Raw genomic sequence first — 13,195 nt, 5'->3', positions numbered from 1 at the left:
TGTCCCCGGCCCCGGATAGTGTCGAACGCAGGCAACGGAGAGGGGAATCGTGCGGGTCATCACGGCGGAGAATCGCGTGGTCTTCAGCGCAAGCGACCTGAAGCTCGCGGCGGAGTGCGAATTCGCCTGGGCGCGGGCGCTGGACGCCAAGCTCGGCCGGATCCCGGCCGTGGAGGACCCGGAGGATGCGACGCGCGAGCGCGCGGCACGGCTCGGCGACGCGTACGAGATCACCGTGCTGGAGAAGTACCTCGCCGAGTTCGGCGAGGCATCGGGCGGTGGCCCGGGTGTGGTCGCGCTGCCGAAGGTGTCCTCAGCGGATGCCGATGCGCTGGACGATGTGGTGGCAGCCACCCGCCGGGCATTGCAGTCCGACGCATCCGTCGTCTACCAGGCCGCGTTCTCGACGCCGGAGTTCGTCGGGTTCGCAGACTTCCTGAAGCGCGACGAGCCGGTTCCCGGCGAGAGCGCCGGGCGCTGGCGCGTGCAGGATTCCAAGCTCGCCCGCACTGCCCGCTCCACGGCGCTCATGCAGCTGGCGGCATATGTCGATCAGCTCGACGGCCTCGGCATCCCGCGATCCGACGAGGTGGATCTCATCCTCGGTGATGGCAGCATCAGCACGCATCGCGTCGCCGATGTCCTGCCGCTGTTCCATGTGCGCCGCGCCCGGCTGCGGGCCATCATCGCCGACCGGGCGATCGAGGCGGGAGCGGCAGGTGCACCGCTGGCGTGGGGCGACGACCGCGGCGACCTGCAGATCACCGCGTGCGGGCGCTGCGCCACCTGCGAGGAGCAGGTGCTCGCACACCGTGACCTGCTCATGGTCGCGCGGATGCGACCCGCGCAGCGGCAGCGGCTGCGCGCCGCCGGCATCCTCACCATCGACGGCCTGGCCGCGGCATCCGAGGCCCCCGACGGGATGAACACCGACACCTTCACAGCGCTGCGAGCGCAGGCGCTGCTGCAGGCGGGGCTCGCGCTCGAGCCCGGTGACGTGCCGCCGTATGAGCTGGTCTCGCCGAACGCGATCGGCATGATGCCGCGCCCCAGCCGCGGTGACATGTTCTTCGACTTCGAGGGCGATCCGCTGCACACCGAGCCCGGCGAGCTGCCGCTGTGGGGCATCGACTACCTGTTCGGCTGGGTCGACGACGAAGAGCAGTACACCGCACTGTGGGCGCACACCTTCGCGGACGAGCGGCAGGCGCTGGTGGACTTCCTCGACGTCGTCACGCTGCGACGGCAGGCGCATCCCGACATGCACATCTACCACTACGCGCCCTACGAGACCGCGCACCTGGCGGCCATGGCCGCGCGCTACGGGGTGGGCGAGGCGGATGTCGATCGGCTGCTGCGCGAGGGTGTCTTCGTCGACCTGTATCCGATCGTGCTGCGGTCGGTGCGGATCGGATCGCGCTCGTACTCGATCAAGAAGCTCGAGCCGCTGTACATGGGTGCCGAGGTGCGCACCAGCGACGTGCAGAAGGGCGACGACTCGATCGTGCAGTACGTGCAGGCGCGCGCGCTGCAGGATGCCGGGCAGGATGCCGAGGCACAGGGCATCCTCGATGACCTGGCCGACTACAACCGCTACGACTGCGTCTCCACCCGGCGACTGCGCAACTGGTTGATCGGCCTGGCCCGGCAGGAGGGCGTGGTGCCGGCGCCGCCGGACGATCCCGAGACTCGCGCGTACGAGCCGTCTCCGCTGTCCCTCGCCCTGCAGGCCGAGGCGCTGCACGCCGAGCACGAGGGCCGCAGCGGCGAGGAGTTCCGGGTCGCTGCCGCCGCGATCGACTACTACCCGCGCGAGGCCAAGAGCTTCTGGCAGGGCCATTTCCAGCGGTTGCGTGAGCCTGTGTCGGCCTGGGCGTCCACGCGCGATGTGCTGCGGATCGATGAGCCCCGCAGCGGCGTCGACGAGGATTGGAGCGTCGCCGAGGGCCAGCGTGCGCAGACGCGGCTGCTGCGGTTGCGCGGCGAGGTCGCGCCCGGCAGCACCCTGGGCGTCGGCGGCCGTCCCTTCGCGCTGTACGAGGTGCCCGTGCCGTTCTCGGTGCCCGCGCCCTCGCGGGTGATCCACGTGCCTCACGAGGTGGAGATCGTCGAGGTGCTCGACGACGGGTGCCTCGTGCGCGAGCGCACCGTCGGCGGGCAGACCTGGGAGGGGCTCCCCGTCGCGCTCGCTCCGGCATCACCGCCGAACGCGGCGAGCCAGCAGGGCGCGATCGAGGAGTGGGCGGCCTCCGTGCACCACGCGGCACCCGGATTCCCCGCCGACGCGGCCACCGACATCCTGCGCCGCATCGCCCCGCGCACGCGGTCGGGTGCAGGACTGCCGGATGCCGGCGAAGACCGCATCGACGCGATCGTGCGCGGCATCCTCGATCTGGACGACAGCTACCTTGCCGTGCAGGGCCCCCCGGGGACGGGCAAGACGTACACCGGATCGCGGGTCATCGCACGCCTGGTGAACGAGCACGGCTTCCGCATCGGCGTGGTCGCGCAGTCGCACGCCATCGTGGAGAACCTCCTGGAGCGAGTGGTCGCCGACGGCGTCCCCGCGGCGAAGGTCGCCAAGAAATCGAAGAGCGGCGACGATCGCGAACGGCCGTACACGTCGCTGGGGCGCGACGGAATGGCGGGGTTCCTGGCCGAGCACATCCAGGGCGGAGCCGTCGTCGGCGGCACGGCCTGGGACTTCAGCAACACCCGCCGGGTGGACCGCAAGGGCCTCGACCTGCTGGTGATCGACGAGGCCGGGCAGTTCTCGCTGGCGTCGACGATCGCGGTGGCCGCCGGGGCCCGGCGCCTGCTGCTGCTGGGCGACCCGCAGCAGCTGCCGCAGGTGAGCCAGGGCACGCACCCCGAACCCGTGAACACCTCGGCGCTGGGCTGGGTGATGGACGGGGACTCGGTCATCGACCCCGCATTCGGCTACTTCCTCGAGAAGTCGTGGCGCATGCATCCCGAAGTCGCGCAGCCCGTCTCGCAGCTGTCGTACGCCGGCCGGCTGGCCTCCGCCGACGGCACCGACGGCCGTGTCGTAGAAGGGATCGAACCCGGGCTGCACGTGATCCCGCTGCGGCATCGCGGCAACGCCACGCAGTCGCCGGAGGAAGCCGCCGAGGTGCTGCGCATCGTGCGCGATCTGGTCGGACGCGCGTACACGGATGGGATGGAGGATGCGGTCCCGCGGGCGCTCGAGCAGACGGACATCATCGTGGTCGCCCCCTACAACGCCCAGAAGCAGCTCATCCACGACGAGCTCACCGCCGCCGGGTTCGGGGACGTGGCCGTCGGCACGGTCGACAACTTCCAGGGCAAGGAGGCCGTGGTCTCCATCACCTCGCTCGCGGCGTCCAGCGGGCGGGATGCTCCGCGAGGGCCGGAGTTCCTGCTGCTGCAGAACCGCCTGAACGTCGCCATCTCGAGGGCGAAGAGCGTCGCGTACCTCGTGCACTCGCCGGCCCTGCTGGACGACCTGCCGTGGACGCCCGAGGGAGTCGCTCGCCTGAGCGCCTTCGCGCACCTGGTCGGGGCGGACCGTCCGTGACTGGTCCGACGATGCACACCGTCGACGACATCATGCGCGCCTCGGCGGCCTGGGTCTGGTTCCCCCGCGACGGCGAGCACGAGAACGCCGAACTGCAGCTGGTGCGCTACCCGCCCAGGCTCGGCGGCGGCGTCACAGCGTCGATGGTGCAGTCGTCGCTGGATGCGACAGCCGTGCTCGACCGTGCGATCGAGCGCACCCGGGCCTGGAGCGAGCAGACGCTGACGTTCTGGACCAACGCCTCGGACAGTCCGCAGCTCGAGCAGGAGCTGCAGCGCCGAGGCGCAGCACACACCGACACCGTCGCCGTGTTCGCCCGACCCATCGACGGGCTCTCGGTCGAGGTGCCCGCGACCGTCACTGCCGAGGTCGTCCGAACCCTGGAGCAGGTGCGGGAGGTGGATGCCGTCAACGTGCCGGTGTGGGGCCAGCATCCGCTGGACGAGCAGGGACTGCAGGACGAGCTGGCGGAGGTGACTGCAGGACGGGAATCAGGTGACGGCGCCCGCGTGCTGGCCCGCCTGGACGACAGGGCCGTCAGCACCGGCGGATGCACGATCGTCGACGGATTCGTGCGACTGTGGGGCGCCGCGACGCTCGCCGAGGCGCGCGGCCACGGCGCTTACCGTGCAGTGCTGGCCGAGCGGCTGCGCATCGGCGCCGAGCTCGGCGCGATCACGGCCATCGTGAAGGGCCGCATCTCGACATCCGCCCCGATCCTCGCGCGCGCCGGCTTCAGGCACTACGGCGACGAGCGCGCGTACGTGCTGAGCGTCTGATTCCCGCATCCGCTGCGCCCCCGCGCGTGCTCAGCTCAGCCCGCACGCTCGCGTGCTCAGCTCCGCCCGCGCGCGTGCTCAGCTCCGCCCGTGTGCGTCCGCGCCTGCTCGCTCGCACAGCAGTTCTCGCTCGCGCGCCCGTTCTCAACCGTCGCGCGGCAGTTCTCGGCCTGTGCGGCGTGGACCTGCGGCGCGTGGGGCGAGAAGAGCAGCGAGAAGGGAGACGGCGGCTGGGTGGAAGCCCGAGTGAGGTCAGACCGTGCCGTAGAGCCGGTCTCCGGCGTCGCCGAGGCCGGGCACGATGTAGCCCTTCTCGTTGAGGCGCTCATCGAGCGCGCCCAGCACGAGTGTCACGTCGCGGTCGCCGACGAGCGCCTCGATCGCCGCGACGCCCTCGGGCGTGCCGATCAGGCAGATCGCGGTGACATCCTTCGCGCCTCGGTCGAACAGGAACTGGATCGCAGCCCCCAGGGAGCCGCCGGTGGCGAGCATCGGGTCGATGGCGAAGCACTGCCGGTCGCTGAGGTCGGCGGGCAGGCGCTCGGCGTAGGTCGTGGGGAGCAGGGTCTCCTCGTCGCGCACCATGCCGAGGAACCCGACCTCGGCGGTGGGGATGAGCTTGACCAGTCCTTCGAGCATGCCGAGCCCGGCGCGCAGGATCGGGACGACGATCGGCCGCGGCTCGGCGATCTTCACGCCCATGGTCTTGGTGACCGGCGTCTGGATCTCGACCGGAGACACCTTCACACTGCGCGTGGCCTCGTATGCCAGCAGCGTCACCAGCTCCTCGGTCAGCTGGCGGAACACCGGCGAAGGGGTGTTCTCATCCCGCAGCACCGTGAGCTTGTGAGTGATGAGGGGATGGTCGGCCACATGAACGCGCATGGGTACAGGTTACTGGGCGGTGGACTTCGCCGCCGCACGGGCCTCTCCTGACCAGCGCACTAGGCTCGACCGCATGACCTCCGCCTACGACGAGCCGATGACGCGCGCTCTCGCGCTGGCGGCGGATGCGGGTGCTGCGGGCGAGGTGCCCGTGGGCGCCGTGGTGCTGGACCCGGAAGGGCGCATCGTCGGCGAGGGCCGCAACCTGCGCGAGGTCACCCGCGATCCGACCGGACATGCCGAGGTCGTCGCGCTGCGCGCCGCCGCCGAGGCCCACGGCGGCTGGAACCTGGAGGACCATACCCTCGTGGTCACCCTCGAGCCCTGCGTGATGTGCGCGGGCGCCATCCTGCAGGCGCGCATCGGCCGCGTGGTGTTCGGCGCCTGGGACGACAAGGCCGGAGCCGCAGGCTCCATGTACGACCTGCTGCGCGACCGGCGGCTCCCGTACCGGGCAGAGGTGATCGGCGGCATCCGCTCGGATGAGGCGGCCGCGCAGCTGCGCGCGTTCTTCGAAGAGCGGCGGTAGCCCGCAGCGGGCGTCAGGCGGAAGGCAGCGCCACGGCGGCATCCGCCAGCCGAGCGACCAGCGTCAGGTACGGCTGCGCGTGCTCGTCGTAGTACCCCAGGTGCCTGCCGTGCTCGTCGACCGAGGTCTGCGAGGCGTGACCTTCCACGGCCGCACCGACGGTCGACCCGCCGTCCACGCCGGGCGCCTCGCCGCCGTCGCTGCTGTAGACGATGACGCCTGCGATGTCTCGTGGGTCCACCGGATGCTGCCCGAGCCTGCCCAACGGCGCGATGCTGTCGTTCGCACCCTCGGTGGCGTACAGCACCAGGTCGCCGCGGGCGATGGCGTCCGCCAGCGCCACCTTGGCCGCGTGCGTGATGCCGGCCGACGCGATGGAGAACGCGGTGTGCACGTCCTCGCCGATGTTCATGGCGAACAGCTCGCCCAGCAGCGTCGACGAGTACGAGTACGTCACCAGTGCCACGCGGGCATGCGCATTGCGCGGCCCCAGCCGGTCGATGTCCACGGCCAGGCGCGCAGCGCCCACGGTGGCGTGCTTGGTGGCGAGCGCCGACACGTGGGTGCCGGAGTCCCACGCGAACCAGGCGATCACGGCCACGTTGCGCGGCTCGCCCCGCGCCACGCAGGAGCGGATGACGTCCGCGCACAGCCGCTGCGCGGCATCCGCCCAGACCGGGAACTGCTCGAGCCCGGTGTCGATGCCGTGCAGCAGGAACACGATGAGGTCGGCATGCTCGATGTCGCCGAAGGAGACCACGGCGTGCGGACCGGGGTCGACCATCGCCAGCGACTCCAGGTGGGCCTGGGAGTCGCCCTCCAGCACGGTCAGCACATTGCGCAGCTTCTGCGCGGTCACCGGGGGCAGATCCGGGCGGGCCAGCTCGGCGCGGAGCTCGTCGAGAGGGGATGCCACGCCGTCAGTCCGAGGACTTCAGCACGAACGCGTCCGTCGGCGGCTCCGGGTCGAGCGCGGGCCGGTACACGTCGGGCTCCAGGTAGATCACGCGCGCAGCCGGCACTGCGGCGCGGATGCGCCGCTCGATCTCGTCGATGTCCGCGGCGGCGTCGCGCACGGACTTGTCGGCGGCCAGTGCGATCTTCGCGGCCACCATCAGTTCGTCGGGGCCCAGGTACAGGGTCTTGATGTGGATGAGCCTCTGCACGTCGGGCCCGGCGCTGATGGCGTCGACGATGCGGTCGTAGTCGGCCTGATCAGCCCCCTCGCCCACCAGCAGACTCTTCGTCTCGGCACCCAGGATCAGTGCGATCACGATCAGCAGCAGGCCGATCATCAGGGTGCCCAGGGCGTCGAACAGCGGGTCGCCGGTGATGAGCGTGAGCCCCACGCCCAGCAGGGCGAACGTCAGACCGGTGAGCGCCCCGGTGTCCTCCAGCAGCACGACCGGCAGCTCGGGCGCCTTGGAGTGCCGCACGAACGACATCCAGGACTGGCCCTTCTCACGCACGGCGTTGCTCTCGCGCACCGCGGTGCGCAGCGAGTACGACTCCAGTCCGATCGAGACGATCAGCACGGCCAGGGGCAGCCACCACCACGAGCGATCCAGCTCGTGCGGGTCGATGAGCTTCTGCACGCCCTCGTAGACGGCGAACAGGCCGCCCAACGAGAACAGCACGATCGAGACGACGAATGCCGACACGTAGCGCTCGCGGCCGTAGCCGAACGGATGCTCGCGGTCGGCGTGCTTCTGCGCCTTGCGCCCGCCCAGCATCAGCAGCAGCTGGTTGCCGGAATCGGCGACGGAGTGGATGGCCTCGGCCAGCATCGACGCGGAGCCGGAGAGCGCCCAGGCGATGAACTTCGCGAGGGCGATGCCCATGTTCGCCAGGAATGCCGCGATGATCGCCTTGCTGCCACCGGATGCGCTCATGCCACGAGTCTAGGACGCGCATCCGCACATTCAGGGGAGACCTCGCGGCTCGTAGGTGCCCGGAGAAGCGCGCATCCCGGGAAAGTTCCCACCGATCTTTACGTATCCAACAATGTATGCAAACATGTATGCAGAGGTTCCGGGATCGAGACTCGGACCGATCAAAGGAGGACCCATGAACTGGCAGGGAGTCATCCCCGTTGTCACGACTCCGTTCGACGCGGACGGCGAACTCGACCTCAGCGGCTACGCGGAGAACATCGAGCGGTTGATCGACACCGGGGTGGACGGGATCATCGCGCTGGCCACGGCCGGCGAAGGCCCCAGCATGAGCCGCGCGGAGTGCGTCGACGTGGTGCGCACGGCCGTTCAGACGGCCAAGGGGCGCATCCCCGTCGCTGTCGGGTTCGGTGGCCCGAACGAGCGCGACGCGAAGGACGCGCTCGCCGTCTACACCGATCTCGGCGTGGACAGCGCGCTGATCGTCACGCCGTACTTCTACCCGCTGCTGCGCAGCGAGATGCTCGACTACTTTCGTCGCATCGGCGCGGCGACCCATCTACCGCTGTGCTTCTACAACTCGACCTATGCGAACCTGCCGCTCACTCCTGACGCGCTGGAGGAGCTCGCTGAGGACATCCCCAACTTCGTCGCTCTCAAGGAGGGCAACCAGCTTCAGGCCTCTGATGTGATCCGCCGCCTCGAGGGGCGTGTGAAGGTGCTCACCGCGCGGGACCTCTACATGCACGAGCTTCTGGCCAGCGGGGGAGACGGGATGATCGCCTTCACTGCGAACGTGGTCCCCGAGCTCGTCGTGGAGATGTACCGCTCCGCGCAGGCCGGTGACATGGACAAGGTCCGCGACATCCAGCGCCGCCTGAACCCGCTGGTATGGATGCTCGTCAAGCGCAGCTTCCCGGGCGGCATCAAGGCTGCGATGGAACTGCGCGGCTGGGCCGCTGGGCCGGTCCGCGCACCACTGACGACGTACTCGCCCGACGAGATCGAGCAGCTGCGGGGCATCCTGCACGATCTCGGTGCGATCGACTGAGCGGGGAAGAACACGTGACCCGAAGAATCTCTTCCTACATCGGCGGTGCCGAAGTCGCCGGCGGGAGCTCGGCTCGGCAGGAGGTGCGCAACCCCGCCAGGCTCAGTGAGATCGTCGCCACGGTCGAGCTGGGGGATCGGGAGACGATCGTCACAGCTGCTCGCTCTGCGAAGGACGCGCAGAAGGCATGGGCTGACGTTCCCGCTCCGGTTCGAGGGAGGACCATCGCGGCCATCGGGCGACTCGTGGAGGCGAACGCCGAGCAGCTGGCGGCCATCGTCACCCAGGAGATCGGCAAGCCGGCGGCCGAGGCGCTCGGCGAGGTGCGGGAGATCGTCGACACGTGCGACTTCTTCCTCGGAGAGGGGCGGCGCCTCTACGGGCAGACTGTGCCGTCCGAGATGCCCAGCAAGAGCCTGTTCACCTACCGTGAACCCGTGGGCACGGCGCTCATCATCACGGCGGGGAACTTCCCGGTCGCCGTACCGGCGTGGTACCTGATCCCGGCACTGGTGACCGGGAACACGATCGTGTGGAAGCCTGCGGAGTACGCTGCCGCGTCTGCGCAGGCGTTCGCTGACCTCTGCCAGGCGGCAGGGCTTCCCGCGGGCGTCCTCAACGTCGTGTTCGCCGATGGCGCTGAGACCTATGCGGGTCTGGAGCAGTCGCTCGAGCAGGGCCTGATCGACAAGGTGGGCTTCACCGGATCATCAGCCGTGGGATCGAGGATCGGCGAGCTCTGCGGCCGCCACCTGCAGACGCCCTGCCTGGAGCTCGGCGGCAAGAATCCCATGATCGTCACCGACAGCGCCGACATCGATCTCGCTGTGGAGGGAGCGCTCTTCTCCGGATTCGGAACCGCCGGGCAGCGATGCACATCGCTGGGCACGGTGATCGTGCATGAGGATGTGCACGACGAGTTCGTCACCAGGCTGATCGCGGCGGTGCAGACCGCGGCGATCGGGGATCCGACGCAGGACGTGCTCTACGGACCGCTGCTCGCGCAGAAGTTCGCGGACGGGTACGAGCGATACCTCTCGTGGATCAAGCCGCACCATCGGGTCCTCGGATCGTCGGGAATCGGCCGCATCACTGACGACAATCCTCGCGCGGGATTCGTCGGCGACGCCTCGGATGGACTGTTCTACCACCCCGTCGTCGTTGATGGCGTGCGTGAGGATGATGAACTCTTCCTCAACGAGACGTTCGGCCCGATCATCGGGGTCACCACCTTCCGCTGCCTCGACGATGCGATGCGCATGGCGAACCTCCCGGGGTACGGCCTGTCGTCGTCGATCTACACGACCGACCCGTCTCAGGTCTTCCGTTTCCGGCGGGGTATCGGCGCCGGGATGGTCAGCGTGAACAACTCGACATCCGGCGCGGAAGCGCATCTGCCCTTCGGCGGCAACGGCAAGTCCGGGAACGGGAGCCGGCAGTCGGGCATCTGGGTGCTCGATCAGTTCACGCGCTGGCAGTCGATGAACTGGGACTACTCCGGACGACTGCAGAAGGCGCAGATGGATGTGTCGGAGATCATTCCGGATCTTCAGTTCAGGTTGTAACGAGAGAGCGGTCCCGGTGCCGCGCGGCTCCGGGACCGCGTCCCAACGAGCGCACGCAGAGGAGCAGACGTGGATGATTCGCTGATCGTGATGCGGAACGGGCATCTGATCGATCCCCGGTCGGAGACGATCCAGGAAGTGGACATCGTCGTCGAGGCCGGCAGGATCGCCGCTGTCGACGAGCACGTCGTCGCGCCGTCGCATGCCAGGACCATCGACCTCGCCGGACGGTTCGTCCTTCCCGGCCTCATCGATGCCCATGCGCATGTCGGAGCCGTCAGCGCGGACTACGACGCGATGATGGACTGGCCGATGTCCTACCTGACAGCGCGCTCCGTACGGGTGATGTCCGACATGCTGTCACGCGGCTTCACCACCATCCGTGATCTCGGCGGGGCCGATCATGGAATGGCCCGCGCGATCGACGAGCGCGTGCTCGTCGGCCCCCGTCTGCGGTTTGCCGGGAAGAACCTCTCGCGTGCCGAGGGCCCGGGGCATCCCCGTGACTACGGCAACGACTACCGGCCGAGGTACCACGAGCGCGCCGCTCCCGGTGTCGCCTGCCAGACCACAGCGGCGCTGCTCGAGGCCGCCCGGATCGAGCTCGAGCGCGGCGCCCATCAGCTGAAGGTGTCCGTCACCGGGGGTGTCTCCGCCCGGGCCAGCGGACCCGCCTCGATCAAGTTCAGCGAAGAGGAGCTGAGCGCGGTGGTTGCGCTCGCACGCGCGGCGGGCCGCTACGTCGCCGGCCACGTGTACTCGTCGGAGGCCATCCAGCTCGCCCTCCGCAGCGGCATCCGCAGCATAGAGCACGGCAACTTCCTCGACGCGGACTGCCTGCCGCTGTTCCTCTCTCAGGGCGCATATCTGGTGCCTACGCTCATCACCTATTCGGCACTGGCGGAGCACGGCCAGGACTACGGCCTCACGGGTCACGTTCAGGAGAAGATCGTGCACGCCCGCGACGCGGGCCTCGCCGCCGTCGAACTCGCCCACCGCGCGCGCGTGCCCATCGCGTTCGGGAGCGATCTGATGGGCAGCATGCATCGGCTCCAGAACGAGGAGTTCCGCCTCCGCGCCGAGGTGCTGCCCGCCGCCGAGATCCTGAGATCGGCGACGGTGACTGCAGCGGAGCTGCTGAACATGCGCGGGCTGATCGGCGAAGTGGTTCCGGGCGCCTACGCCGACCTCATCGTCGTCGACGACGATCCGCTCGATGACGTGACGGTGCTGTGCCGTCCTCATGACTTCGGTCTGATCATGAAGGAGGGTCATGTCCATCACCTCGCGATTTGACTTCGACGCGCGCATCCCGATGCGAGACGGCGTGGAGCTGTCCGCGGACGTCTATCTGCCGGAGGGCGGCGCACCGCGGCCGGCGATCCTGCTGCGCACACCGTACGACAACTCCAACCCTGCGGTGGTCGAGACCGCGACGTTCTTCGCGGACAACGACTACGCGTTCGTCGCGGCGGACGTGCGCGGGCGGGGGGATTCCGACGGTCGGTTCCGCCCCTTCCGCGGTGAGGGCCCGGACGGCGCCGACACCATCGAATGGATCGCCGCCCAGCCGTGGTGCGACGGCAGGGTGGGCATGATGGGCGGCTCCTATGCCGCGTCCGTGCAGTGGCTGGCCGCGCGGGAGAAGCCGGCCGCGCTCGCCACCTTCGTCAGCACGGCGACATCCGGCAGACAGGTGATGGAGCCTCAGCGGCACGGCAAGCTCAGGCTGTCGCTGTTCATGTGGCTGCACGCGATCGGCGGCCGCACCATGCAGTTCGGCAAGTCCGCGTCGGACGGCGGACCGCGTATCGACTGGGGCGCCGTGCTCGCCCATCGGCCCCTGCGCGAGGTGGACCGCGCGCTCGGACGACGCAACACGGTGTGGCCTGAGTGGATGGCGCATCGCGATGACGACGCGTACTGGGAGACCGAGTCGCAGTTCGTCGGCGTCGATGCGATCGACATCCCCGTGCTGCACATCACCGGATGGTACGACGGGTCGATCACCGGGGAGCTGGAGATGTACGAGCTGCTGGGCGCCAACCCGGTCGCGCGTCGGAACCAGTACCTGGTGATCGGGCCCTGGGATCACAGCGGCACCCGGGTGCCCACGCGTCACCTCGGCCTGCGTCACTTCGGCGCCCAGAGCATGCTCGACATCAATGACCTGCACCTGCGGTGGTTCGATCACTGGCTGAAGGGGCGCGAGAGCTGGACCGGCGACGAGCCGCGCGTGCGCACGTACACCATGGGCGCGGAGACGTGGGTGGATCGGGAGAGCTGGCCGGTGCGCACCCGTGAGCTGGCACTGCACCTGCGCACCGGAGGGATGCTCGACACGAGCGGGCCAGCGGTGGACGAGAGTGCCGACCGCTACACGTACGACCCCGAGGATCCGACGCCTTCGGCTCCGCAGGCGGGGGAGGTCGCCTGGGGATCAGGGGTGCTGGACCATCATGACCACGGTTTCGTGGAGTCGCGCTCCGATGTGCTCGTCTACACGACGGCGCCGTTCGCTCAGGACATCACGGTCACGGGCTCGCCGGTCCTGGAACTGCACGCGGCCAGCAGCGCCCCGGACACGGACTTCGCGGCCGTGCTCAGCGAAGTGACCGCTGATGGCACCTCGATCATCGTCGCCGAGGGTCTCGTGCGCACCTCGTATCGGCATACCGGCAGGCGGCGGGATCTCGTCGCGCCGGGCGAGACCGAGATGTATCGCATCGAGTTGAATGCGACATCCCTGCGGATCCCCGCGGGGCACCGGCTGCGTCTGACCATCAGCTCCGCGCTGTTCCCCGCGTACGACCGCAATCCCAACACCGGCGCGGCACCCGGTGATGACGAGGAGATGCGCGTCGCGGACCAGACGATCCGACATGATGCCGCGAATCCGTCGCGGCTGCTGCTTCCGGTCGAGCCTGCTGAGTGA

The 13,195-nt window shown here is 69.3% G+C and carries 10 protein-coding genes; 7 read left to right on the top strand and 3 right to left on the bottom strand.

Annotated elements, in window-relative coordinates; all coding sequences use genetic code 11:
* Positions 1-49 precede the first annotated feature (49 nt).
* Positions 50-3,559 (top strand): TM0106 family RecB-like putative nuclease, encoded by a 3,510-nt coding sequence (locus tag WA967_RS06565; protein WP_424420272.1) that lies wholly within the window; start codon positions 50-52, stop codon positions 3,557-3,559.
* A complete protein-coding gene (locus WA967_RS06560) occupies positions 3,556-4,338 on the top strand; it encodes a hypothetical protein (protein WP_424420270.1) in 783 nt (260 codons plus the stop codon). Before WA967_RS06565 ends, WA967_RS06560 begins: the two co-directional genes overlap by 4 nt.
* A 252-nt stretch (positions 4,339-4,590) precedes the next feature.
* Here WA967_RS06560 and upp read toward each other — a convergent pair whose 3' ends face one another.
* Positions 4,591-5,223, bottom strand: coding sequence for a uracil phosphoribosyltransferase (gene upp / locus WA967_RS06555; protein ID WP_424420267.1), 633 nt, complete (start codon positions 5,221-5,223; stop codon positions 4,591-4,593).
* A 73-nt stretch (positions 5,224-5,296) separates the two neighbouring features.
* Here upp and WA967_RS06550 point away from each other — a divergent pair, with 73 nt between their 5' ends.
* The gene (locus tag WA967_RS06550) at positions 5,297-5,752 is read left to right on the top strand and encodes a nucleoside deaminase (protein WP_424420264.1); all 456 of its coding nucleotides are present in this window, start codon (positions 5,297-5,299) and stop codon (positions 5,750-5,752) included.
* A gap of 13 nt (positions 5,753-5,765) precedes the next feature.
* Here the strand turns inward: WA967_RS06550 and WA967_RS06545 are convergent, their stop codons facing one another.
* Positions 5,766-6,668 (bottom strand): alpha/beta hydrolase, encoded by a 903-nt coding sequence (locus WA967_RS06545; RefSeq protein ID WP_424420263.1) that lies wholly within the window; start codon positions 6,666-6,668, stop codon positions 5,766-5,768.
* Between the two features lie 4 nt (positions 6,669-6,672).
* Positions 6,673-7,644, bottom strand: coding sequence for a cation diffusion facilitator family transporter (locus WA967_RS06540; RefSeq protein WP_424420260.1), 972 nt, complete (start codon positions 7,642-7,644; stop codon positions 6,673-6,675).
* Between the two features lie 175 nt (positions 7,645-7,819).
* Here WA967_RS06540 and WA967_RS06535 point away from each other — a divergent pair, with 175 nt between their 5' ends.
* The 4 genes from WA967_RS06535 to WA967_RS06520 all read left to right on the top strand — a co-directional run bounded on the left by WA967_RS06535 (position 7,820) and on the right by WA967_RS06520 (position 13,195).
* A complete protein-coding gene (locus WA967_RS06535) occupies positions 7,820-8,695 on the top strand; it encodes a dihydrodipicolinate synthase family protein (RefSeq protein ID WP_424420257.1) in 876 nt (291 codons plus the stop codon).
* Between the two features lie 14 nt (positions 8,696-8,709).
* On the top strand, positions 8,710-10,260 hold the full coding sequence (locus WA967_RS06530) for an aldehyde dehydrogenase family protein (RefSeq protein ID WP_424420255.1): 1,551 nt from the start codon (positions 8,710-8,712) through the stop codon (positions 10,258-10,260).
* 69 nt (positions 10,261-10,329) lie between these two features.
* Positions 10,330-11,556, top strand: coding sequence for an amidohydrolase family protein (locus tag WA967_RS06525; RefSeq protein WP_424420252.1), 1,227 nt, complete (start codon positions 10,330-10,332; stop codon positions 11,554-11,556).
* Positions 11,534-13,195, top strand: a complete 1,662-nt coding sequence (locus WA967_RS06520) for a CocE/NonD family hydrolase (RefSeq protein ID WP_424420249.1) — start codon at positions 11,534-11,536, stop codon at positions 13,193-13,195. Before WA967_RS06525 ends, WA967_RS06520 begins: the two co-directional genes overlap by 23 nt.

The organism is Microbacterium sp. (assembly GCF_049650565.1).
Classification (GTDB): Bacteria; Actinomycetota; Actinomycetes; order Actinomycetales; family Microbacteriaceae; genus Microbacterium.
The sequence above is the reverse complement of the archived record's forward strand: the minus strand, read 5'-3'. Positions and strand labels throughout refer to the sequence as shown.